Consider the following 23847-nt stretch of genomic DNA (forward strand, 5'->3'; position numbering starts at 1 on the left):
AGAGGTTGTTCAGTATACGCGTGTCGGTTGTTTGATCCCGGGGTGACGGGTTCGTTTTGATGAGTAGCCGCCTCCATGGAAGCGGCATGAACAACCATTAGTTGTATCAGAACCTGCCCCGTTCTCGGAGGTGCGCCCCACATGCCGGACTCCTTCGTCCACCTGCACAACCACACCGAGTACTCGATGCTCGACGGTGCGCAGAAGCTGAGGCCGATGTTCGCCGAGGTGGCCCGGCAGGGCATGCCCGCGATCGCGATGAGCGACCACGGGAACATGTTCGGGGCCCACGAGTTCGCGCAGACCGCGAAGGGCTTCGAGACGGTCAGGCCCGTCATCGGTATCGAGGCGTATGTGGCGCCCTCCTCCCGGTTCTCGCGCAGGCAGGAGTTCTGGGGGCCGGGCGGTCGCCGGGCCGTCGGGGAGGACGGGGAGGGCTCGAAGGACGTGTCCGGCGGCGGCCGTTTCACGCACATGACGATGTGGGCGTACAACGCCGGGGGTCTGCGGAACCTGTTCCGGCTCAGCACGCAGGCCAGTTACGAGGGCCAGTTCCCGGCCGGGAAGCCGCGTATGGACCGTGAGCTGATCGCCGAGCGGCCGGACGGCATCATCGCCACCACCGGCTGCCCCTCCGGGGAGGTCCAGACGCGGCTGCGGCTCGGGCAGTACGAGGAGGCCAGGGCGGCCGCGGGCGCCTACCAGGAGATCTTCGGCCGGCAGAACTACTTCCTGGAGCTGATGGACCACGGCCTGGCCATCGAACGCGAGGTCCGGGACGGGCTCCTGCGCCTGGCCAGGGACCTGGACCTGCCCCTCCTGGCGACCAACGACGCCCACTACGTCACCGAGGACCAGGCCGAGGCCCACGACAACCTGCTGTGCATCGGGGTCGGCAAGAACAAGGACGACCCGCGTCGCTTCCGTTTCAGCGGCTCCGGCTACTACCTGAAGCCGGCCGCCGAGATGCGCGCCCTCTTCGCCGACCTCCCCGAGGCCTGCGACAACACGCTGCTGATCGCCGAGCGCGTCGAGTCGTACGACGAGGTCTTCGACCAGGTCGACGAGATGCCGCGTTTTCCGGACGTGCCGGAGGGCGAGACGCAGGAGTCGTGGCTACGGAAGGAGGTCCTGGCGGGCCTCACCCTGCGCTACGGGGATCCGGTGCCGGCGCGGGTCCTGGAGCGGTTCGAAACCGAGATGGCGGTCATCGGGCCGATGGGCTTCAGCTCGTACTTCCTGGTCGTGGCCGACATCTGCCGGTACGCCCGTGCCAACGGCATCCCGCTCGGCCCTGGCCGAGGCTCGGCCACCGGCTCCCTCGTCGCGTACGCCACCCGCATCACCGAACTGTGCCCGCTGGAGCACGGGCTGCTCTTCGAACGGTTCCTGAACCCCGAGCGCATCAACCCGCCCGACGTCGACCTCGACTTCGACGACCGGCAGCGCGACCGTATGGTCCGCTACGTCATCGACAAGTACGGCGACGCGTACACGGCGCTGGTGAACACCTTCGGCCGGATCAAGGCGAAGAACGCCATCAAGGACTCCGCACGCATCCTGGGCTATCCCTTCGCCCACGGCGAGCGGATCACCAAGGCGCTCCCGCCCGACCAGAACGGCAAACCCGCCCCGCTGGACGCGATCTTCGACCCCTCCCACCCTCGCTACCCGGAGGCCGGTGAGATCCGGAAGCTGTACGACGGCGAGGCGGACGTGCGGCGGGTGATCGACACGGCCCGTGGCGTGGAGGGCCTGACGCGCGGCACCGGGGTGCACGCCGCCGCGGTGATCCTGTCCAAGACCCGGCTGACCGACCGGATCCCGCTGCATCTGCGGGCCTCCGACGGGGCGCGCATCACCGGTTTCGACTACCCGTCGTGCGAGGCGATGGGCCTGGTGAAGATGGACTTCCTGGGGCTGCGGAACCTGGGCGTCATCGACCAGGCCATCGGACACGTCCGGGAGAACCGGGGCATCCGGCTGGCCACCGTCGACCCCGGGGACGGCGACCCGGGCACCGTCGTCATCCCGCTGGACGACGCCCGGACCTACCGGCTGCTGGCCGAGGCCAACACGCTCGGCGTCTTCCAGCTCGACAGCGGCGGCATGCGCGCCCTGCTCAAGCTGATGGCACCGACCCGCTTCGAGGACATCGCCGCGGCCAACGCCCTGTACCGGCCCGGCCCGATGGCCGCCAACGCGCACACCAACTACGCCCTGCGCCAGAACGGCAAGCAGGCCCCGGCCCCGATCCACCCGGAGCTGAAGGAGGCCCTCGACCCGATCCTCGGCTCCACCCACCATCTGCTCGTCTACCAGGAGCAGATCATGGCCATCGCCCGGCAACTGGCCGGCTACACCCTGGGCGGCGCGGACATGCTGCGCCGGGCGATGGGCAAGAAGAAGCCCGAGGTGCTGGCCGCCGAGTGGGAGAAGTTCCACGGCGGCATGCGGGCGAACGGCTACTCCGACGAGGCGGTCCAGGCCCTGTGGGACGTGATGCTGCCGTTCTCCGGCTACGCCTTCAACAAGTCCCACACGGCCGGGTACGGTCTCGTCTCCTACTGGACCGCCTACCTCAAGGCCAACCATCCCGCCGAGTACATGGCCGCCCTGCTCACCTCGGTCGGCGACGACAAGGACAAGGCCGCGCTCTACCTCGCGGACGCCCGGGCGAACGGCGTGCGGGTGCTGCCGCCCGACGTGAACGAGTCGGTGGCGGAGTTCGCCGCGGTCGGGGACGACGTACGGTTCGGTCTGCGGTCCGTGCGCAACGTCGGCGACGGTGTCATCGAGGCCGTCGTCGACGCCCGTCGCGGCAGCGGGCGGTTCACGTCCTTCTCCGACTTCCTGCACAAGGCCGGTCTGCCCGCGCTGAACAAGCGGGCGGTGGAGTCCCTGGTCAAGGCGGGCGCCTTCGACTCGCTCGGGCACTCCCGCAAGGGCCTGACCGCCGTGCACGAGGCCGCGATCGACGCGGTCATCCCGGTGAAGAAGGCGGCGAGCTTCGGCCAGGACGACCTGTTCGCCGGACTGGGCACGTCCGCTGCGCACACCCCGGCCTTCGGGCTGGACTTCCCCGTCGACGAGGAGGAGTGGCCGCGCCGCCAGCTGCTCGCGACCGAACGGGAGATGCTCGGCCTGTACGTCTCCGCCCACCCCCTGGACGGTGCCGAGCGGATCCTCGCCGCCGCCCGTGACTGCTCCATCGCCGAGCTCCTCGCCTCCGGCCGCACCTCGGGGGAGGTACGGCTGTCGGGGCTGATCACCGGGGTCCAGCGCAAGGTGACCAAGCAGGGCAACGCCTGGGCCGTCGTCCACCTCACGGACCGGGACGCCGGTATCGAGGTGCTGTTCTTCCCCGCGGCCTATCAGTTGGTCCAGCACGCCCTGGCCGAGGACGACGTCGTCTGCGTACGCGGCAGGATCGAGGACCGTGACGGCACCCTGAGCCTCTTCGGCAGGGAACTCGCCGTGCTGGACGTGTCCTTGGCCGAGCAGGACGGCAGGCCCCCGGTCCATCTCGCCCTGCCCGCGCACCGGATCACCCGGCAGTCCGTGGACGAACTGAAGCGGATCCTCACCGACCATCCCGGCGACGCCCCGGTCCGTCTCCGGGTCCGCGGCACCCGCAGGACGACCGTCTACGCCCTGCACCCCACGGTGGACCCCACGACCGTCGCCTCGGACGTGAAGGGCACGTTCGGGGCGGAGGCCTGGGTGGGCCTCGCGTGACGCCTCTGGTCTGCGCCCGCTGCGCGGCCCCGGCGCTACTGGCCGCGCGCTATCCGCACAGCTGGCACAACAGCTCCGGCGAACGGGTCGAAGGGCTCAGGGAGTCGGTGCTGTGCGGGCCCTGCGACACGGACGACCCGGCGGCGTCCGCGCTGCTGGCCCTGCTCGCCGAGGACGGTCCGCCGCCCCCGACCCGCCTCACGGACGCCGTCGACGACTGGCTGGCCACCGTCCGCCACCGCACGCCCGACCCCGCCGCCCTCGACGCGGAAGAGAACCGCTGGCGGTCCGGCGACCTGTAGCCGCCACCGTTGCCGGCCCGGCCTGGCTGCGGGCAGCCGTGCCGCTAGGGACGGCACCCGTCCCAAAGAGAGCAGCACCCCGATGGCCCGCTCAGCCGCGGGCAACCGTGCCGCCAAGACGGCACAGTTGGGCGCAGGCGCCACCCCGCTCCGCCGGGCCGCGCACCACCCGCCGGCTCGCTCAGCCGCGGGCAACCATGCCGCCAACGCCCGCTCAGCTGCGGGCAATCGTGCCGCCAAGGGCGGCACGGGTGGGCGCAGGCGGCACCCCGCTACGCCGGGCTTCGCACCCACCCCGCCCCGGCACCAACGCGCCGGACCGGTCACCCACAGGGCCCGTCACCGCCCCCGCACCACCCGCCACGACCACCGCCGCACCGGCTCCCCCGCCCCCAGCACCCCCACCAGCAAGGCCACGGCCAACACCACTGCCCACCGGTCGTGCGCCGCCGCCCACCGCTCGTCCTGCACCGGCACGAACAGCGCCCACCGCCCGGGCCAGAACAGCAGGGCCAGTACCGCCGAGGTCAGCAGGCCGGCCGCGAGGCGTGCCCCGGGCCGGGCGATGTCGCTGCGGCGCACCGCGACCACCGCGGCGGCGACCGCCAGGGCGAAGGCCGACCCGGCCTCCAGGGTGATGTCGGCGACCGGCGGGCGTAGGTCCCGCGGCACCAGCAGCAGCGCTGCCGTCCACCAGGCCGTCACGAGCGGGAGGACGAGTGCCACCCGCAGTCCGGTACGGACCGGGCGCGGGGTCGGCACCGTGGATGTGGTGTGCCGGGCCGGGTCGTCCAGGAGGAACACCAGGCCGATCGCGAAGGCCAGGATCGCCGCCCGGAGCAGAGGCAGCGCGAGCCATTCCCCCGCCTCGCCGGTGGCCCGGGTCAGCGCGGCCATCAGCAGCCCTGCCGCACCGGCCGCCCCCAGCAGGCCCAAGGGCAGGGTCCGGCCGACGGCGACGACCAACTCCCCTCTCAGTCGAGGCACTTGTCGTCTCCCTCGGGCGCCTTGACACCCAGCAGCTCCGCCACCCGGGCCGCCGTCACTTTCGGCACGGTCAGCTCGGCCCAGTGGGACTTCACCCTCGCGGTGACCTCGCCCCGGGGTCGCGTCAGCAGCTCGCGCACCACCTCCGTCTGGGCGTCGGTCATGTACAGCCCGTCCGTCGGCTGGAGCACGAGGGCCGAGCCGGTGTCGCTGTCGTCGAGTCGGACGCGGCGCAGCGCGGCCATCGGGTCGGACTCCCAGCCCAGGGCCAGCCACATCGCGGTGACGATGCGGCCGTCGCACATCGAGGTCGAGGCCTTCTCATCGCCCGCGACGAGCACTCCGGCGACGGCGGCCGAGAACTCGGGGACGCGGTTGCCGCCCCACCGGGTGCCCACCGTCACCTCGTGCGGACGCTCCAGCGGTGTCAGCGCGCTGTCGCTGGAGAGGCCGTCGCGGGCCTCGATCCGCTGCCGTACGACGATCTTCTGGTCCTGGGCGGCGCCCCCGGCCAGGGACCGCACCCGGTCCACCACCCCGGCCCAGTCCCCGACCCGCGGCCCCCACTCGGGGAACGCGCAGTACGTCGACCCGTCCCGCTCGACGCAGGACTGCAGCTGCCCGGGGGTGGCCGAGGCCCGTTCGCGGGCCCGGACCAGCTCGGGGGATTCGCCGCCCGTCTGGGTCACCCCGCCCACCAGCGCCATGGCCAGCGCCCCGGCGATCCCCGCCACGACCACCGGCTTGCGGCCACCGGCGACCAGCACCGACGTCAGGCCCGCGCACAGCGCCAGCCCGGCCAGGTACAGGGCGTGCCATCCCGCGGGCCGGCCCAGCAGGTCGGACGGCAGGGTGTTGCTGGTCGCCTCGACGACGACCGGCAGCAGCCAGCGGCTCCCGTCGTCGCTCGTGCCCCAGAAGAAGAGGAACAGGAACAGCGCGAACACGACCAGCAGCGGCGCGCCCAGGGCCGAGCGCACGAGCCCTGCCAAGAGGAGCCCGACCAGCCCGGCCAGCAGCACGGTCAGCGGTCCCACGAGCAGTTCGCTCACCGAACCGTGCCCGATCGCACCCGGCCGGAGCGCCTCCCGGCCGAACTGCGCGGCCACGCACAGGGCGGTGAGCAGCGCCGCGGCCAGGGCCGACAGCGCGTGGGCGACCGTACGCCGCCACGGGGGCAGGACCAGCACCGCGAAGTGCGGTTCCGTCCCGTGCCGCCGGGAGCGCAGCGCGGCGCGGTTGACGCACAGCAGCACCGTGAGCCCGATGAGCAGCGGCGCGCTCTGGGTGGCGCGGTCGGCGTCCTGGAGGGCCGGATAGCCGCCCCAGTCCCTGCCCATGCGCCATACGGTCCAGCCGATGTACACGAGGAAGGCGATGATCATCGGCAGCATCGTCAGCAGGCGGCGCGTCTCGAACCCGGCCAGGGCGACCACGGCGGCCCACGGCCCACCCCGCTCGGCCCGCTCGTCGGACGCCACCGGCTTCTCCATCACCGCGGTCATACCGCCACCTCCACGGGGTCACCGTCGAGGGTGAGCAGATAGCCGTCCTCCAGGGTGGGTTCGAGCAGCTCGGCGCCGTCCGGCGGATCCCCCACGTTCCGGAAGGAACCAGTCCCCGTGCGCCATCCCGCCTTGGCGCCCGGGTCCCGCTCCGTGCTGCTCCACACCCGCCCCGCGGCTCGCGCGGTCAGCTCGGCCGGAGTGCCCTCGAACCGCACCCGGCCACCGGCCATGACCAACACACGGTGGCAGAGCATCGCCACGTCCTCCGTCTGATGGGTGGACAGCAGCACCGTGCGCCCCTCCCCGGCCCCCGCGATCAACTCCCGGAACCGCATGCGCTGTTCGGGATCGAGCCCGACGGTGGGCTCGTCGAGAACCAGGAACCCCGGATCACCGATCAGGGCAGCCCCCAAGGCGACCCGCTGCCGCATCCCGCCCGACAACTTCCGGATCCGCTTCCCGCGTACGTCGGCCAGCCCCACCTCCTCCAGCACCCGCCGCACCTCCCGATGCCGGTCGGCTCGACCGGTCATCTCCTTCAGAATCGCCACGTAGTCGACGAACTCGAAGGCCGTGAAGTCCGGATGGAACCCCGGCGTCTGCGGCAGATAGCCCAGCCGGCGCCGCACCTCCTGCCGGCCCCGCGCGGTGCCCGGGTCATGCCCGAGCACGGTGAAGGCGCCCTGGTCGGCGGGCAGGGCCGTGGCGAGGACGCGCAGCAGCGTGGTCTTGCCGGCGCCGTTGGGTCCGAGCAGTCCGGTGACGCCGGCGGACAGCCGCAGCGACACGTCGTCGAGGGCGCGGGTGCCTCCGTAGCGGAGGCCGAGCCCGGATGCGGACACGGTGACGGTCATACGGCACGTCCCTGAAAGAGGTCGAATCGGTCACGGAGCAGAAAGAGCAGCCCGGCGGCGAGCGCGGCGACCGTCGCCGCCACGCCCTGCCCGGCCACGGTGAACGGCGCGAGCGGCGTCTGCGCGCCCGCTCGCAGGGCATCGGCCAGCAACAGCAGCCCGACCCACGCCCCGCCGACCAGCGACGGCGCGAGCACCGGCCCCAGCCGGGGCGTCAGCGCGAGCCCCGTGGCGGTGAGCGCCAGGGCGGGCAGCAGCCATGCCAGCGCACCCAGCCCGTACGCGGGCAGCGCGAGGGTCGCCAGCCCGTTCAGGCCCAGCACCACGCCCAGCACGGCCACCGTCCGGATCATCAGCAGCCGGAACCCGTGCATCGGCGCGACGACGGCCATCTCGTACGTCGGGTCCAGCGCGGGCCCGTACGACAGCGCCACCCCGGCCAGCGGCAGCAGCGGCGCGAGTGCGAGGAACAGCGTCGGGGACTCCCCGCCCCGCACGAGATGCCCCGCCGCCACACTCAGCAGCAGCACGGCGACGACGGCTCCCAGCCAGGACCGCCGCAGCACCGGTGCCGCCGCCAGCAGCCGCGCGGTGTGCCCGGGCACCCCGAGCCGCACGAGCAGCGACTCCAGCACCCCCGTCCGGGGCGCGTCCAGCTCGGCGTCGAGCCGTTCCCACCCCGCATCGAGGGCGACCGGGTCACTGACCTCGCCCAGCGCCCCCCGGCACCGGGCACAGGCCCCCAGGTGCGCATCGGCGGACCACAGAGCCGGCGCCGCCAACTCCCCCCGCGCATAGGCGCGCAGGTCCTCTTCCGGCACGTGCCAACTCATGCCAACGCCTCCCGCAACTGCTTGCGGGCCCGCATCGCCCGCGTCTTGACCGTCCCCGGCGGAATTCCGAGCAGTACGGCCGCTTCACGGGTGGTGAGCCCGTCGATGACCGTCGCCTGCAGCACCGCCCGCAACTCCGGCGACAGCCGGACGAGGGCGCCGGCGAGGTCCCCGTGCTCCACTCCCGCGAGCACGCGTTCCTCCGCCGACACCTCGTCCCGGTGCCGCAGCCGCGCCAGGGCCTGGCGCACCCGCCCCCGTGCCCCGTCACCGCGCAGCGCGTCCACCAGCCGCCGCGACCCGATGCGCCACAGCCACCCCGCCACATCGACGTCCTCCCGATAGCGGGCCTTGCCCCGCCACACCGCGAGGAACGTCTCCTGTACGACGTCGTCGACGACCCCCGGATCGGCGCACCGCCCCCGCAACCGGGCCCGGAGCCACGGCGCGTACCGCCGGTACAGCTCCTCGAAGGCACGCCGGTCGGCGTCCGCGGCAATGGCCCGCAGCAGCTCCCCGTCGCTTCTCGTTTCGCTCACGTCTCCTCATCGGACCACCCCGCGCGAACGGTTCACGAAACCACGCACGACTTTCCGGCCCTCCTGGACGGGCGACGCCCCGTCGGGCACCCGCAACCGATGCCCACCCCCTGGCCGTGCCCGCCCCCTAGCACCGGCGGGCCAACGGTGCCCCGGCCCCGGCCGTCCCCCTTCTGGCCCTTCCGTACCTGGAAATCGGCCGCTTCCGTACTGGAAACCGGCCGCCGCCTGCCCCGCCGCCTCCCCGGAGCCGGCCCCCCGCCTCCTCCCGCGAGGAGTGGACGCGCGGCCCGCCTCTCGGAGACACTCCGGACAGGCCGGGGCACCAGGGACCATCCACAGGCTGTGGGCGAACTCCGGACCCCCGCGAGCCGCCCCCCGCTATCCCGCACGTCATGTCTCCGTAACCATCGATTCAGACGAGCTTGCGACGCTCGGGCAATGAATCCGGCCGTGCCAGAGCCTTCGCCACCCCGAGAGGGGCCTGCGGGGAACGGGAACACTCATGTGACGCCCCCGCTCCCTCCCGCGCTGTCCGACGCGCCCGTGATGCTCGCGGCGCGGAAGAATGGGTCCATGAGCCAGCCGAACACCCAGGCACAGGTCCAGCACGCGCAGCCCTCCGTGGGCTCCATCGCGGCCCACCGCCCGCACACCATCGCGGCGGCCGTCTCCGACCTCGAACCCGACATCGACGCCGACCTCGACGCGTACGAGGAGTCGCAGGCCGACGGCGCCCCCGCGCTGCCGCAGGGCCGGTTCCTCGACCGGGAACGCAGCTGGCTCGCGTTCAACGAGCGCGTTCTCGAACTCGCCGAGGACCCGAACACCCCCCTGCTGGAGCGGGCCAACTTCCTCGCGATCTTCGCCAGCAACCTGGACGAGTTCTTCATGGTCCGGGTGGCCGGTCTGAAGCGCCGTATCGCCACCGGCGTGGCCACCCTCTCCGCCTCCGGCCTCCAGCCCCGCGAGGTGCTGGAGATGATCTGGGCCCGCTCCCGCGAGCTCATGGCCCGGCACGCCGCCTGCTACCACGAGGACGTCGCCCCCGCCCTCGCGGAGGAGGGCATCCACCTGGTCCGCTGGAACGAACTGCAGGAGAAGGAGCAGGCCCGCCTGTTCACCCTGTTCCGGCACCAGATCTTCCCCGTGCTGACCCCGCTGGCGGTCGACCCGGCGCACCCCTTCCCGTACATCTCCGGGCTGTCCCTGAACCTGGCCGTCGTCGTACGGAACCCGGTCACGGGCCACAAGCACTTCGCCCGTGTGAAGGTGCCGCCGCTGCTGTCGAGGTTCCTGGAGAGCTCCCCGGGCCGCTACGTCCCCATCGAGGACGTCATCGCCGCCCACCTGGAGGAGCTGTTCCCGGGCATGGAGGTCCTGGAGCACCACGCCTTCCGCCTGACCAGGAACGAGGACCTGGAGGTCGAGGAGGACGACGCGGAGAACCTGCTCCAGGCCCTGGAGAAGGAGCTCATGCGGCGCCGCTTCGGGCCGCCGGTGCGCCTGGAGGTCGAGGAGTCCATCGACCGCGAGGTCCTGGACCTGCTCGTGCGCGAGCTGAAGATCAGCGAGGCCGAGGTGTACCCGCTGCCGGGTCCGCTGGACCTCACGGGTCTCTTCCGGATCGCCTCCCTGGAACGCCCGGAGCTGAAGTACCGCAAGTTCGTCGCCGGTACCCACCGCGATCTCGCCGAGGTCGAGTCGGCGTCCGCGCCGGACATCTTCGCCGCGCTCCGGGAGCGGGACGTCCTGCTGCACCACCCGTACGACTCGTTCTCCACCTCCGTCCAGGCCTTCCTGGAGCAGGCGGCCGGCGACCCGGACGTCCTCGCGATCAAGCAGACCCTGTACCGGACCTCGGGCGACTCCCCCATAGTCGACGCCCTCATCGAGGCCGCCGAGTCCGGCAAGCAGGTCCTGGTCCTGGTCGAGATCAAGGCCCGCTTCGACGAGCACGCCAACATCAAGTGGGCGCGCAAGCTGGAGGAGTCCGGCTGCCACGTGGTCTACGGCCTGGTCGGTCTGAAGACCCACTGCAAGCTGTCGCTGGTGGTCCGCCAGGAGGGGGATACGCTCCGCCGCTACAGCCACGTCGGCACCGGCAACTACCACCCGAAGACGGCCCGCCTCTACGAGGACCTCGGTCTGCTCACGGCCGACCCCCAGGTCGGCGCGGACCTCTCGGACCTCTTCAACCGTCTCTCCGGCTACTCCCGCCGCGAGACCTACCGCCGTCTCCTGGTCGCCCCCAAGTCGCTGCGCGACGGCCTGGTCGCGCGGATCACCAAGGAGATACAGCACCACCGCGCGGGACGGCCCGCGCACGTCCGTATCAAGGTCAACTCGATGGTCGACGAGGCCGTCATCGACGCCTGCTACCGCGCGGCCCAGGCGGGCGTGCCGGTGGACGTGTGGGTGCGCGGCATCTGCGCGCTGCGCCCGGGCGTGGCTGGCCTGTCGGAGAACATCCGGGTCCGCTCGATCCTCGGCCGCTTCCTGGAGCACTCCCGGGTGTTCGGCTTCGGCAACGGCGGCGAGCCCGAGGTGTGGATCGGCAGCGCCGACATGATGCACCGCAACCTCGACCGCCGGATAGAGGCCCTGGTCAGGGTCACCGACCCGGCCCACCGGGCAGCCCTGAACCGGCTGCTGGAGACCGGCATGTCCGACGGCACCGCCTCCTGGCACCTCGGCCCGGACGGCGACTGGACCCGGCATGCGACCGACGCGGACGGCCAGCCTCTGCGCAACGTCCAGGAGATGCTCATAGACGCGCGGAGGCGCCGGCGTGGCACAGCGACACCTTGACCCGACGAACCCCCTGACCGGGCCCGCCCCCACCGGGGACGCCCTCGCGGGCTACCTGCGGGCCCAGGCCACAGAGTTCCTCCGGGCGCTGCGCCTGCACCGCGAGACGGGGTCGGGCGCGGGCGCCTCGGAGGGGTCCGCCGACGCGGCGCGCGCCCTGCGCCGCTCGGCCCGCCGTATCAGCGCCAGCCTGCACACGTTCCAGTCCCTGCTGGACACGGACTGGTGCGAGGGCATGCGCCCGGAACTGGCCTGGGTCTCGGGAACCCTGGCCATGGAACACGCGTACACCTCCCGCCTGGAACGCCTGCTGAGCGCGCTGCACCGCCTGTCGGGCTCCACGGCGCTCCCGGGGCAGACGTCGGCCGCGGCGGCACCCGCCAAGGCCGGCGCCCCGATCCACCCGACCTCGGCACCGGAACGCGGCAACCTCACCGTCGGCGCGGCCAAAGCGGGCGCCCTGCTCGACCGCCAGCTCAACCTGGCCCGCACCCGAGCCCACTCCACGGCCCTGCAGGCCCTGGGCAGCAGCCGCTTCCACGCCATCGCGGACAAGGTCGCGGTCCTGGCCAGCGAGGTCCCCCTCACCAAGACCGCCGTCACCACCGACCTCCGCCCCCTCGCCACGGCGGCCGAGGGCCGCCTCACGGACGCCGTGGCCGCCCTCCCCCTCGTCACCGCGGGAAACCCGTACAACGCCTCGGCCCTCGTCCACGGCCTGTCCCCGGACACGGTCCCGCACCCGCAGGACGCCCCCTGGCACCAGGTCCGCCTGCTTCTGCGCCTGCACCGCTACGCCCGCGAGGCCCTGCGCGGCGAGACCGACGGCAACGCCGTCGTCGACCTGCGTCTGCTCTCCGCCGGCCAGGCCCTGAACCGCCACCGCGACGCCTCGGAGGCGGCGGCAGCGGCGGCCCAGGCGGCCCGCACCCCCCGCATCGCCCCCGCGACGGCGTACGCGCTCGGCGTGCTCCACGCCGACCAGCGGCACGAGGTGGAAGCGGCCCGATTCGCGTTTCAGCAGTGCTGGCAGAAGGAAACCGTCAGCACGTCATGACCGGCCACGCCACCGAGGAGGCGGTCAGGTGAGCTCCCCCGACGACACCACTGTTCAGGCGGCGGGCTGCGTCCTGTGGCGCAGTTCCCCCGTCACGGGCGAGCTGGAGGTCTGCCTCGTCCACCGGCCGAAATACGACGACTGGTCCTGGCCGAAGGGCAAGCTCAAACGCGGCGAGGAGGCGCTCGCCGGTGCCCTGCGCGAGGTGGCGGAGGAGACGGGCTGCCGGGCCGTGCCGGGCGCCGAGCTGCCCACCCAGCGCTACCTGGCGAACGGCCGCCCCAAGCAGGTCCGCTACTGGGCGGCCGAGGCGATGACCTGCGAGTTCTCCCCGTCGGACGAGGTCGACCGGGTCCTGTGGCTGACACCAGCCGCCGCCCGCGCCCGTCTCACGCAGCCCCACGACCGCCCCCTGGTCGACGCGCTGCTCGCGTTACCCGCGCCGGAAAGCGGAACCCGCACGTGCTCTCCCCGTAAGCGTTCCGTGACCTAACCACACCTTCGGCAGGGGTTCACCCCTCGTTCATTTATGGCCATAGGCGGCTTCACCTGATCTGCCTAATTTCAGCCTTACCCGACGCGAACCGCGCCTGCCGCGTGTCAGCGTCGCGCGTCACCCGGACTCTCCGTACGCCGCCGAATCAGGACGGCGGCTCCTGGAAGGAACTCAAGTGAAGCTTCAGCGCATGAACCGGCGGGCCCTCGCTCTCGGTGCTCTCGCCGTCTCCGGCGCCCTGGCCCTCACGGCGTGCGGCTCCGACGACACGGGCACCAGCAGCGGCGGCTCGTCCGCGGCCGCCAAGCCGGGCAGCATCAAGTGCGACGACGCCCAGGGCCAGCTGCTGGCCGACGGCTCGTCCGCGCAGAAGAACGCGATCGACGCGTGGGTCAAGCAGTTCACGGCCGCCTGCCAGGGCACGCAGATCAACTACAAGGGCGGCGGCTCCGGTGCCGGCGTCACCGCGTTCACGCAGGGCCAGGTCGCCTTCGCCGGCTCCGACTCCGCGCTGAAGCCGGACGAGGTCACGGCCTCCAAGAAGGTCTGCACCGGCGGCCAGGGCATCGACCTGCCGATGGTCGGCGGCCCGATCGCGGTCGGTTACAACGTCAACGGCGTCGACAACCTCGTCCTGGACGCCGCGACCCTGGCGAAGATCTTCAACAACGAGATCACCAACTGGAACGACCCGCAGATCAAGAAGCTGAACCCCGACGCGAAGCTTCCGGACCTCAAGATCCAGGCGTTCCACCGCTCGGACGACTCCGGCACCACGGACAACTTCACCAAGTACCTGATCGACACCGCCAAGAAGGACTGGCCCTACGACGGCGGCAAGACCTGGCAGGCCAAGGGCGGCCAGTCCGCCTCCGGCTCCTCCGGTGTCGCCCAGCAGGTGAAGCAGACCAACGGCGCCATCGGCTACTTCGAGCTGTCGTACGCAAAGGACGGCCTGAAGACGGTCGACCTCGACACGGGCGCCGCCCAGCCGGTCAAGGCCACCGTCGAGAACGCCACCAAGGCCATCTCCGAGGCCAAGGTCGTCGGCACGGGCAAGGACCTCGCGCTGGAGCTGAACTACGGCACCAAGGCCGAGGGCGCCTACCCGATGGTCCTCGTCACCTACGAGATCGTCTGCGACAAGGGCAACAAGGCCGAGACGCTGCCCGCCACCAAGGCGTTCCTGCGCTACATCGCCTCCGAGGAGGGCCAGAAGATCCTCGCCGAGGCCGACTACGCGCCGATCCCGGCCGACATCATCTCCCAGGTCCGCACCACCGTCGAAAGCCTGAGCTGACCCGAGTGCGGCCCGGTCCCCTCCCCGGGACCGGGCCGCACCGTCCGGTGCACCGCCGCCAGTGGCCGTACCTCCGGTACGGCTCCGCAGAGCCATCGCCCACCGCGTACGGCTCCGCAGACCGGAGAACCTGATGGACACACCCACACAGATAACCGACGCACCTCCCCCCGCTCCGCAGCCGTCCACCGACAAGCGCGCCGCGCGCGGGGCCACCCGGCCCGGAGACCGGATCTTCCTCGGTCTCTCCCGCGGCTCGGGCATCCTGCTGCTGGTGATCATGGCCGCGATCGCGGTCTTCCTCACCTACCGCGCCTCCCTCGCGATCAGCAAGGACCAGGGCAACTTCCTCACCACGTTCGAGTGGGACACCAACCTCGTCCCGCCGAACTTCGGCATCGCCGTCCTGGCCTTCGGCACGGTGATCTCCTCGATCATCGCCATGGTCATCGCGGTCCCGATCGCCGTCGCCATCGCGCTGTTCCTCACGCACTACGCCCCGCGCCGGCTGAGGGGCCCGATCGCCTACGTGATCGACCTGCTCGCCGCCGTGCCGTCCATCGTCTACGGCCTCTGGGGCGCGCTGGTCCTCGTGCCGAACATGACCGGCCTCTTCAGCTGGCTGAACGACTACCTGGGCTGGACCGGCATCTTCTCCTGGGAGGGCGGCGCCCCCCGCTCCATGCTGACCGTCGGCATCCTGCTCGCGATCATGATCCTGCCGATCATCACCAACGTGAGCCGCGAGGTCTTCCGCCAGGTCCCGCAGATGCACGAGGAGGCGGCCCTGGCGCTCGGCGCCACCCGCTGGGAAGTGATCCGCATGGCGGTCCTGCCCTTCGGCCGCTCCGGCGTCATCTCCGCCTCGATGCTCGGCCTCGGCCGCGCCCTCGGCGAGACCATGGCCGTCGCCACCGTGCTCTCCCCGACCTTCCTGATCGAGACCAGCCTGCTCGACCCGGGCGGCGGCACGTTCGCGCAGAACATCGCCAGCAAGTTCGGTGAGGCCACCGAGTTCGGCCGGGACGCGCTGATCGCCTCCGGTCTGGTCCTGTTCGTCATCACCCTGCTGGTCAACGGCGCGGCCCGCGCGATCATCGCCCGCCGCAAGGAGTACTCGGGGGCCAACGCATGAGCACCGCAACCATCGCCCCCAAGGGCCCCAGCACCCTGCGCGGCGCCCGCCTGCCCAAGTGGGCCCCGTACGCCATCGCCGCCGGCTCCGTCGCCGTCGCGATCGGCGTCGGCCTCGCCGGCGGCCTGCACAGCCGGGTCCAGTGGGGCCTGATCGCCGCGCTCCTCTACCTCTTCGGCACGTACGGCATCGCCACAGCGGTCGAGGGCAAGCGCCAGGCCAAGGACCGCATCGCGACCTCCTTCGTCTGGGTCGCCTTCCTGCTCGCCGTCGTACCGCTGGCCTCGCTGATCTGGTCGACCGTCACACGCGGTGTGAAGGTCCTCGACATCTACTTCCTGACGCACTCCATGGGCGTCGTCGCCGACACCGAGCCCGGCGGCGGTATCTACCACGCCATCCTCGGCACCCTGGAGCAGGTCGGTCTCGCCACGGTGATCGCCGCGCCGATCGGCGTGCTCACCGCGATCTATCTCGTGGAGTACGGCCGGGGGAACCTCTCCAAGGCCATCACGTTCTTCGTCGACGTCATGACCGGCATTCCGTCGATCGTCGCGGGTCTGTTCATCCTCAGCCTCATGCTGATGTTCGACATGCAGCCCTTCGGCTTCGCCGGCTCGCTGGCCCTGGCCATCCTGATGATGCCGGTCGTCGTCCGCTCCACGGAGGAGATGCTCAAGCTCGTCCCCAACGAGCTGCGCGAGGCCTCCCTGGCGCTGGGCATCCCGAAGTGGCGCACCATCCTGAAGGTGGTCCTGCCGACCTCCATCGGCGGCATCACCACGGGCATCATGCTGTCGATCGCCCGCATCACCGGTGAGACCGCCCCGGTCCTGCTGCTGGTGTGGGGCAACGCGTTCATCAACGCCAACCCCTTCGAGGGTGCGCAGGCCTCGCTGCCGCTGTACATCTATCAGCAGTACGCGAACAGCGCGGGCTCCGGTGCGGCCTACGACCGTGCCTGGGCGGCGTCGCTCACCCTCATCGCCTTCGTGATGCTCCTGAACCTGGTGGCCCGCGGGATCGCCCGCTGGAAGGCCCCGAAGACCGGTCGCTGACGCGGCCATACAGCGACTGTCTGAGTCTGGAAGTGACGTACTAATGGCCAAGCGAATCGACGTAAGCGGACTCACCGCCTACTACGGCTCCCACAAGGCGATCGAGGACATCTCGATGACCGTCGAGCCGCGCTCGGTGACGGCGTTCATCGGCCCGTCCGGCTGCGGCAAGTCGACGTTCCTGCGCACGCTGAACCGCATGCACGAGGTGACGTCCGGCGGCCGGGTCGAGGGCAAGGTCCTGCTGGACGACGAGGACCTCTACGGGTCGGGCATCGACCCGGTGTCCGTGCGCCGCGAGGTCGGCATGGTGTTCCAGCGGCCGAACCCGTTCCCCACGATGTCGATCTTCGACAACGTGGCGGCGGGGCTGCGGCTGAACGGCAGCTACAAGAAGAGCGAGCTCTCCGACATCGTCGAGCGGTCGCTCAAGGGCGCGAACCTCTGGAACGAGGTCAAGGACCGCCTGAACAAGCCCGGCTCGGGCCTCTCCGGCGGCCAGCAGCAGCGTCTGTGCATCGCGCGGGCGATCGCGGTGGAGCCGAACGTCCTCCTCATGGACGAGCCCTGCTCGGCGCTCGACCCGATCTCCACCCTCGCCATCGAGGACCTGATCGGCGAGCTGAAGGAGCGCTACACGATCGTCATCGTGACGCACAACATGCAGCAGGCGGCGCGGGTCTCCGACCGCACGGCGTTCTTCAACCTCGCGGCGGTCGGCCAGCCCGGCAAGCTCATCGAGATCGACGAGACGGAGCGCATCTTCTCCAACCCGTCGGTCCAGGCCACGGAGGACTACATCTCCGGCCGCTTCGGCTGATCCGGCCCCGCCGAGACTCCTCGCGGTGCTGCATGGCGGTGCCACCGCGAGGCCGAAAAAGGGCCCGCCCCTACTCCCAGGGGCGGGCCTTTTCGCGTACTCGCTCAGCTGTCTACAAGAACGCCAGACTCACGATCCCGTACGACGCCGCGGCGACCAGCGCGGCCGCCGGCATCGTGATGAACCAGCCGAGAATGATGTTCTTGGCGACGCCCCACCGCACGGCGTTCACGCGCTTCGTCGCGCCCACGCCCATGATCGCGGACGTGATCACATGCGTCGTGGAGATCGGGGCCTTGAAGAGGAACGCCGTGGTGAACATGATCGACGCGCCCGTGGTCTCCGCCGCGAAACCCTGCGGCGGGTCCAGCTCGATGATCTTCCGCCCCAGCGTCCGCATGATCCGCCAGCCACCGGCGTACGTGCCCAGCGAGAGCATCACCGCACAGGCGATCTTCACCCACACCGGAATGGGATCGCCGTATTCCTCGACATCCGCGATGACGAGCGCCATCACCACGATGCCCATCGTCTTCTGCGCGTCCTGCAGACCGTGACCCAGCGCCATACCCGCCGCCGAGACGGTCTGGGCTATGCGGAAACCCCTCTTCGCCTTGTGCGGGTTGGCCTTGCGGAAGATCCACATGATCGCGGTCATCACCAGATAGCCGGCCAGCAGACCGACCACGGGAGAGATGAACATCGGGATGACGACCTTCTCCAGCACCCCGCTCCAGTAGACCGTCGTCCCGCCGGCCAGCGCCGCGCCCACCATGCCGCCGAACAGCGCGTGCGAGGAGGACGAGGGCAGCCCGAAGTACCAGGTGATGAGGTTCCAGACGATCGCGCCCACCAGCGCGGCGAAGAGGATCCCCATCCCCTTCGACCCGACGGGCGTCTGGATCAGCCCCTCGCTGACGGTCTTGGCGACCCCGGAGCCCATGAACGCGCCGGCGAGGTTCATCACCGCGGCCATGGCCAGCGCGGCCCGCGGCGTCAGCGCCCGCGTCGACACGGACGTGGCGATCGCGTTCGCCGAATCGTGGAAGCCGTTGGTGTACGTGAAGAAGAGCGCGACCGCGATGGTCACGACCAGAGCGAAGGTGTCCATGTGGGGCTCAGGACTCCTTGACCGCGATGGTCTCCACCGTGTTAGCCACGTGCTCGAACGCGTCCGCCGCCTCTTCCAGCACGTCCACGATCTGCTTGAGCTTGAGGACCTCCATGGCGTCGTACTTGCCGTTGAAGAGGTGCGCGAGCAGCTTGCGGTGGATCTGGTCGGCCTGGTTCTCCAGCCGGTTGACCTCGATCCAGTACTCGGTGAGGTTGTCCATCGTCCGCAGATGCGGCATGGCTTCGGCCGTCAGTTCGGCAGCGCGCGCCAGCACCTCGATCTGCTGGTCGACGCCCTTGGGCAGTTCCTCGACGTTGTAGAGGACGACCAGGTCGACGGCCTCCTCCATGAAGTCCATGATGTCGTCGAGGGACGAGGCGAGGGAGTAGATGTCCTCGCGGTCGAACGGCGTGATGAACGAGGAGTTCAGCTGGTGGAAGATCGCGTGCGTGGCATCGTCACCTGCGTGTTCCGCTGCCCGCATACGCTCTGCGATCTCGGCCCGGGCGGATGCGTCCGCCCCGAGCAGTTCCATCAGGAGCTTGGAGCCCGTGACGATGTTGTCCGCGGAAGCGGCGAACATGTCGTAGAAGCTCGTCTCCCTGGGGGTCAGACGAAAGCGCACGTGGGGTCCTCGGGGTGCTTCGGTTTCGGTCAGGCCGATGCTAGGCGCATCATCCGGCCACGGCTATCGGGCCGCCCCCCAGTGTCGCCCATCGGGCACAGTGGTGAGCACGGGGGCGGTCCGAGGGGCCGTATACCCAGCAAAGTTCGGTACCATATACCCACTAGGGGTATATGTCGGCTCGCTGCTCACCAGGAGGACCCGATGACGGACGTGACCGACGCCACCGATGTCGGAAATGTCACTGACGCCGGTGTTCACGGGTACCACAAGCAGAAGGACGAGCACCTCAAGCGCCTGCGCCGCATCGAGGGTCAGATCCGCGGACTGCAGCGCATGGTCGACGAGGACGTCTACTGCATCGACATACTCACGCAGGTCTCCGCCTCCACCAAGGCCCTGCAGTCCTTCGCCCTGCAGCTGCTGGAGGAGCACCTGCGCCACTGCGTCGCGGACGCGGCCCTCAAGGGCGGTGACGAGATCGACGCGAAGGTCAAGGAGGCGACCCAGGCGATCGCCCGCATGCTGCGGACGTGAGCCGGTTACCGCCTGGAAGCCGAGGCGTCCCGCTCCTCGGCCACTTTCAGCACCCTGTCGATGCTCTCCAGGCTGAGCCGCTCCTCGTGCGCGGCCGAGGCCGCGATGATCAGCTCTCCGCACAGCTCGATCTCGGCGAGGGCCACGTAGTCCTGAACTGCCGTACCGCCGACCGGAGCCACGTGCATCACCTCGTCTCTGCCGTTACCGACTTCCTAGAGTAGGGAGCGGCCTACACACCGCGCATGGCACGGACGGGCTAGTTCACGCCGGTCAGTTCTCGGCGATCTTGCCCGCGTAGATGTCGTCGCCGTCCGGCAACCGTACGCGCACCGAAGCCCCGAAATCGTAGAGCAGCGTGGTCGAGGCGACGGCGACAGGGCTCTTCTGCTGCCCGCCCACGAAGCTGAACCGGTGCCGGACCTTGCGGATACGGCCTTCGTCGTCGAGGTAGGCGTCGAACGGCACCTCGGCCGTTGCGAACCCTTTCGCCGCCGCGGCCAGGGCCCCTTTGTTGCCGCCGGAGGCCCGCTTCGCGGCGGCGGCGAGATCCGCCGTCCCCCGGTAGTGCCGCACCCCGGTGCCCGCGACCTCGGTCCTGCCCAAGTACCTCGCCGTCCGCGTCCCGCGCAGCACCTCGGCCGCCGCGAACGGATCGGTGGCCCCGCCCGTGACGAGGTTCCCGTCGGACAGGGTCCGCGTGTCCACCCGCACCCACTTGTCCGGCGGCACACCGGCGCCCCGGTTCTTCATGAACAACGCCCCGGGCGCGAGCAGTTCGGTGATGGGGCGATGCTCCGTGGCCCCCGCGGGATCCTGCGGCAGCAGCACCTTCAGCCGTCCCATCCGCTTCCGGTAGTCGTAGACCCCGGCGCCCCGGATGGTCACCCGGGTCCCGCCGGCCGCCATCTCCATCGACGTACGGGCCTTCGAACTCCCCGCCACCACCAGCCGGTCGGCGGCCCGGTGCAGCACGACGACCGGGTCCCCGCCGCGGGAGTCCCCGGCGGCCGCGTCACCACCCGCACACCCGCCGGCCCCCAGCCCCACCCCGGCCACGACCACGGCCGCGACGACCGCCGCGCCCGTCCGCCTGTGCCACCGTTCCCGCTGCCGCCCAGTCATCGCCTGCCTACCCCCAGCCGGTACGTCCGTCACGGGCCCCCTCGTTGTTCCGGATAACGACGGGTATGTGCCCCCGTCACGCGAGCCCGCGGCCGCCGCCATGCGCACCCTTTACCTGGGATGGGTAACGTGGTCCCCGTGGCGCAGCAGGACGGGCCGGAACACCTCACGAGCACAACGGAGAAGGGCCGCTTCTGCATGGCCCACTGCACCTGCGGCTGGCGAGGCCCGGCCAGAAGAGCGAGAAGCCAGGCGCGCACGGACGCGGAGAAGCACGCGGCGGGCTGACAAGGCCGAACACCATGGAACCCCCACCTCCACGGCCCCGTCTCCCACGACGGAACCACCGGGAGGCCCCATGGAACGGCGTACATTCCTCGCAGCCGGCACGGCAGGCATGGCCGCAGCAGCGACACCATTCACCGCCGCCTGCACGAAGTCGGACCCGGGCTCCGGGGCCAGAGCCACCGCCAGGACAGCGGCCACCAGCACGAAGTCGAACGTCACCGCCGCCAACTGGTCCGCCCTGGCCCGCGACCTCGACGGCCCCCTCGTCCGCCCGGGCGACACCGCCTGGACCACGGCCCGGCAGCTCTACAACACCCGGTTCGACTCGCTCAAGCCCGCCGCGGTCGCGTACGTGGACCACCCGGACGACATACGCACGGCCCTGGCCTACGCCCGCGCCCACTCCTTGCGCGTGGCGATCCGCAACGGCGGCCACTCCTACGCCGGCTGGTCGTCCGGCGACGGCCGCCTGATCATCGACGTCTCGAAACTCAACCGCGTGCGGGCCTCCGGCAGCACCGCGGTGGTCGGCGCCGGCGCCAAACTCATCGACGTCTACCGCGCCCTCACCGCGAAGGGCGTCACGATCCCCGCCGGCTCCTGCCCCACCGTCGGCGTCTCCGGCCTCACCCTCGGCGGCGGACACGGTGTGGTCTCCCGCGCGTACGGCCTGACCTGCGACAGCCTCACCCAGGCCACGCTGATCACCGCGGACGGCAAGCAGCTCACCGCCAACGCCCGCGAGAACAAGGACCTCTTCTGGGCCCTGCGCGGAGCCGGCAACGGCAACTTCGGCGTCGTGACGGAACTGCACTTCAAGACCCACCCGGCCCCGCAGGGCGTCTCGGCGTATCTGTCGTGGCCCTCGTCGAAGGCGGCCGCGGTGGTGAAGGCCTGGCAGGAGTGGGGCCCGTCACAGCCGGACGAGATCTGGTCGTCCCTCCATCTGGCGAGCGCCGCCGGCGGCAGGCCGACCGTCTCCGTCGCGGCCTTCTCGCTCGGCACCCACGGCGAGCTCAAGAACGCGGTCGACCGCCTCGCCGACCGCGTCGGCGCCCCGGCGAGCAGCGTCTCCCTCAAGCGGCGCTCCTACGAGGAGTCGATGGAGGTGTACGCCGGCTGCTCCTCGTTCCCGACGGACGCCCAGTGCCATCTGCCCGGCTCGACCCCGGGCCGTTCCCCGAAGGGCGCGCTGGGCCGCGAGACCTACGCCGCGGCGTCGGACTTCTTCGACCGCTCCCTCTCCGCGGCCGGCATCCGCACGCTGCTGTCCCAGATCGGCTCGGTACGCGGCGGCACGGGCAGCATCGCCCTCACCGCGCTGGGCGGAGCGGTCAACCGCGTCTCCCCCACCTCCACGGCCTTCGTCCACCGCCGCTCCCGCATGCTGGCCCAGTACATCGCCGCCTGGCGCCCGGGCACGACGGGCGCCACGGCCCGCGACTGGCTGTCCTCGGCCCACAGGTCCATGCGCCCCCACGCCTCAGGCGCGGCCTACCAGAACTACACGGACCCGACCCTGACGAACTGGCGCAAGGCGTACTACGGAGACGCGGCAACCCGCCTGACAAAACTGAAGAACGAGTACGACCCGAACCGCTTCTTCACGTACCCGCAGGCACTGTAGACAGAGCTGCGGGCATGCGTGCCTCCCCCAGTGCCTCAAGGGCCTGGGAGGTGCCCCCAGGGCGGCACGGGTGGACGGTGGGGCCCCCGCTCGAGCGAAGCCGAGAGTGGGGGAGGCACCCCGCTACGCCGGGCCGCGCACCCACCCGCCCTCAGCAGCCACGCCGGTTACTACGCAGCGAGGTCCCGCTCAGAAGCCTGCTCCCGCCGAGCCCCGGGAATCACCGCACCCTCCCCGTCACCGGCCCCGCGCCCGCGGCCCCGCACAAGCCACCCCACCCGAGGCGACCGCTCCACCGCCCGCACCACCGGCGTCAACAACGCCATGGCCACCGGCGACAGCAGCAACGCCACAGCCGTCCCCAGCGCGAACCCGCCCACGACGTCCGTCGGATAGTGCACACCCATGTAGACCCGGATGAACCCGCCGAACACCGCCAGCACCAACGCGACGAGCCCGAACTTCCGATGGGCGACGAACAGCCCCACCGCCATCGCCATGACGATCGTCGCGTGGTCGCTCACGAACGAGTAGTCGGTCTTGCCGGAGACGAGCACCTCGAGCCCCTGATGGTCGAGGAACGGCCGCGGCCGCTCCACGAACCCCCGTATCGGGACGTTCACCAGCACGGCGATCCCCGCCGCCAGCGGCGCCCAGATCAGCGCCGCGACGGAGGACGCCGCGTCCTCGTCCCCCCGGCGCCGCACGGTCCACCAGCACCAGACCACGAGCAGGACGATGGCGAGCAGCAGCCCGTATTCGCCCACGTACTCCATGACCCGGTCGAACCACCCTGGCGCGTCCTTGGCCAGGCCATTGATGTCGTACAGCAGGTCGACGTCAGGGTTCGACCCGGATTCGGCGAGTCCAGCCATGGTGCTGCGGCCCCTTCGTCGTCTCTCCCGGCGCACCTGTGCGTACGCCGCTCCTGCCACCCCCGTGGTTGTAGATCCGCTTCCGCACTGACGTCCGCTCGGCTACGTCATCAGGAACGCACGGTCCCCGTTGATACGTTCCACACTCCACCGAATGATCACGCAGACGTTATCGAAGAGAGATACGTCTTCGCAGCTCAGGGGGTGGGTTCACGCTC

The 23847-nt window shown here is 70.9% G+C and carries 21 protein-coding genes; 11 read left to right on the forward strand and 10 right to left on the reverse strand.

What is annotated here, in order from left to right; translation table 11 throughout:
• Positions 1-141: 141 nt before the first annotated feature.
• Positions 142-3738: a DNA polymerase III subunit alpha gene (gene dnaE / locus ACZ58V_RS34700; protein WP_471295119.1), complete on the forward strand. Its 3597-nt coding sequence runs from the start codon at positions 142-144 to the stop codon at positions 3736-3738.
• The gene (locus ACZ58V_RS34705) at positions 3735-4040 is read left to right on the forward strand and encodes a DUF6300 family protein (protein ID WP_471295122.1); all 306 of its coding nucleotides are present in this window, start codon (positions 3735-3737) and stop codon (positions 4038-4040) included. The genes dnaE and ACZ58V_RS34705 overlap by 4 nt, the downstream gene beginning before the upstream one ends.
• Positions 4041-4379: 339 nt before the next feature.
• Here ACZ58V_RS34705 and ACZ58V_RS34710 read toward each other — a convergent pair whose 3' ends face one another.
• The 5 genes from ACZ58V_RS34710 to ACZ58V_RS34730 are packed head-to-tail and all read right to left on the reverse strand — an operon-like array spanning position 4380 to position 8761.
• Positions 4380-5027: an ABC transporter gene (locus tag ACZ58V_RS34710; RefSeq protein ID WP_471295125.1), complete on the reverse strand. Its 648-nt coding sequence runs from the start codon at positions 5025-5027 to the stop codon at positions 4380-4382.
• Positions 5015-6532 (reverse strand): ABC transporter permease, encoded by a 1518-nt coding sequence (locus ACZ58V_RS34715; protein ID WP_468193729.1) that lies wholly within the window; start codon positions 6530-6532, stop codon positions 5015-5017. Before ACZ58V_RS34715 ends, ACZ58V_RS34710 begins: the two co-directional genes overlap by 13 nt.
• The gene (locus tag ACZ58V_RS34720; RefSeq protein ID WP_468193727.1) at positions 6529-7389 is read right to left on the reverse strand and encodes an ABC transporter ATP-binding protein; all 861 of its coding nucleotides are present in this window, start codon (positions 7387-7389) and stop codon (positions 6529-6531) included. The genes ACZ58V_RS34715 and ACZ58V_RS34720 overlap by 4 nt, the downstream gene beginning before the upstream one ends.
• On the reverse strand, positions 7386-8222 hold the full coding sequence (locus tag ACZ58V_RS34725; RefSeq protein WP_468193725.1) for a cupin domain-containing protein: 837 nt from the start codon (positions 8220-8222) through the stop codon (positions 7386-7388). The genes ACZ58V_RS34720 and ACZ58V_RS34725 overlap by 4 nt, the downstream gene beginning before the upstream one ends.
• A complete protein-coding gene (locus ACZ58V_RS34730) occupies positions 8219-8761 on the reverse strand; it encodes an RNA polymerase sigma factor (protein WP_359893061.1) in 543 nt (180 codons plus the stop codon). The genes ACZ58V_RS34725 and ACZ58V_RS34730 overlap by 4 nt, the downstream gene beginning before the upstream one ends.
• A 441-nt stretch (positions 8762-9202) precedes the next feature.
• Between ACZ58V_RS34730 and ACZ58V_RS34735 the strand changes: the two genes are divergently transcribed.
• The 7 genes from ACZ58V_RS34735 to pstB all read left to right on the forward strand — a co-directional run bounded on the left by ACZ58V_RS34735 (position 9203) and on the right by pstB (position 17438).
• Positions 9203-11572, forward strand: a complete 2370-nt coding sequence (locus ACZ58V_RS34735; RefSeq protein ID WP_468193723.1) for an RNA degradosome polyphosphate kinase — start codon at positions 9203-9205, stop codon at positions 11570-11572.
• On the forward strand, positions 11553-12629 hold the full coding sequence (locus tag ACZ58V_RS34740) for a CHAD domain-containing protein (RefSeq protein ID WP_468193721.1): 1077 nt from the start codon (positions 11553-11555) through the stop codon (positions 12627-12629). The genes ACZ58V_RS34735 and ACZ58V_RS34740 overlap by 20 nt, the downstream gene beginning before the upstream one ends.
• A gap of 28 nt (positions 12630-12657) precedes the next feature.
• Positions 12658-13122, forward strand: a complete 465-nt coding sequence (locus ACZ58V_RS34745) for an NUDIX hydrolase (protein ID WP_189729561.1) — start codon at positions 12658-12660, stop codon at positions 13120-13122.
• Between the two features lie 178 nt (positions 13123-13300).
• Complete coding sequence (gene pstS, locus ACZ58V_RS34750; RefSeq protein ID WP_468193717.1) at positions 13301-14425, forward strand: phosphate ABC transporter substrate-binding protein PstS; 1125 nt, start codon at positions 13301-13303, stop codon at positions 14423-14425.
• Positions 14426-14558: 133 nt separating this feature from the next.
• Entirely contained in the window at positions 14559-15560 is a 1002-nt protein-coding gene (pstC, locus tag ACZ58V_RS34755) for a phosphate ABC transporter permease subunit PstC (RefSeq protein WP_468193714.1), read from the forward strand.
• On the forward strand, positions 15557-16618 hold the full coding sequence (pstA, locus tag ACZ58V_RS34760) for a phosphate ABC transporter permease PstA (RefSeq protein ID WP_468193711.1): 1062 nt from the start codon (positions 15557-15559) through the stop codon (positions 16616-16618). The genes pstC and pstA overlap by 4 nt, the downstream gene beginning before the upstream one ends.
• Positions 16619-16661: 43 nt before the next feature.
• Complete coding sequence (gene pstB / locus ACZ58V_RS34765; RefSeq protein WP_189729568.1) at positions 16662-17438, forward strand: phosphate ABC transporter ATP-binding protein PstB; 777 nt, start codon at positions 16662-16664, stop codon at positions 17436-17438.
• 112 nt (positions 17439-17550) lie between these two features.
• Here the strand turns inward: pstB and ACZ58V_RS34770 are convergent, their stop codons facing one another.
• Together ACZ58V_RS34770 and ACZ58V_RS34775 are read right to left on the reverse strand one after the other, a co-directional pair.
• Positions 17551-18549, reverse strand: a complete 999-nt coding sequence (locus ACZ58V_RS34770; RefSeq protein WP_471295131.1) for an inorganic phosphate transporter — start codon at positions 18547-18549, stop codon at positions 17551-17553.
• 7 nt (positions 18550-18556) lie between these two features.
• Positions 18557-19177 (reverse strand): DUF47 domain-containing protein, encoded by a 621-nt coding sequence (locus tag ACZ58V_RS34775; protein WP_175433390.1) that lies wholly within the window; start codon positions 19175-19177, stop codon positions 18557-18559.
• A gap of 204 nt (positions 19178-19381) precedes the next feature.
• On the opposite strand from ACZ58V_RS34775, the gene ACZ58V_RS34780 reads away from it, so the two are divergent.
• On the forward strand, positions 19382-19714 hold the full coding sequence (locus ACZ58V_RS34780; RefSeq protein ID WP_221300384.1) for a metal-sensitive transcriptional regulator: 333 nt from the start codon (positions 19382-19384) through the stop codon (positions 19712-19714).
• Between the two features lie 5 nt (positions 19715-19719).
• Here the strand turns inward: ACZ58V_RS34780 and ACZ58V_RS34785 are convergent, their stop codons facing one another.
• Positions 19720-19902, reverse strand: a complete 183-nt coding sequence (locus tag ACZ58V_RS34785; RefSeq protein ID WP_468193704.1) for a hypothetical protein — start codon at positions 19900-19902, stop codon at positions 19720-19722.
• 85 nt (positions 19903-19987) lie between these two features.
• Entirely contained in the window at positions 19988-20839 is an 852-nt protein-coding gene (locus ACZ58V_RS34790) for an SCO4651 family lipoprotein (protein ID WP_471295135.1), read from the reverse strand.
• Positions 20840-21197: 358 nt separating this feature from the next.
• Here ACZ58V_RS34790 and ACZ58V_RS34795 point away from each other — a divergent pair, with 358 nt between their 5' ends.
• Positions 21198-22754, forward strand: coding sequence for an FAD-binding oxidoreductase (locus ACZ58V_RS34795; protein WP_471295137.1), 1557 nt, complete (start codon positions 21198-21200; stop codon positions 22752-22754).
• A gap of 170 nt (positions 22755-22924) precedes the next feature.
• Here ACZ58V_RS34795 and ACZ58V_RS34800 read toward each other — a convergent pair whose 3' ends face one another.
• Positions 22925-23629, reverse strand: coding sequence for a phosphatase PAP2 family protein (locus tag ACZ58V_RS34800; RefSeq protein WP_468193697.1), 705 nt, complete (start codon positions 23627-23629; stop codon positions 22925-22927).
• Positions 23630-23847 lie beyond the last annotated feature (218 nt).

The organism is Streptomyces sp. NPDC040589, from assembly GCF_055594445.1.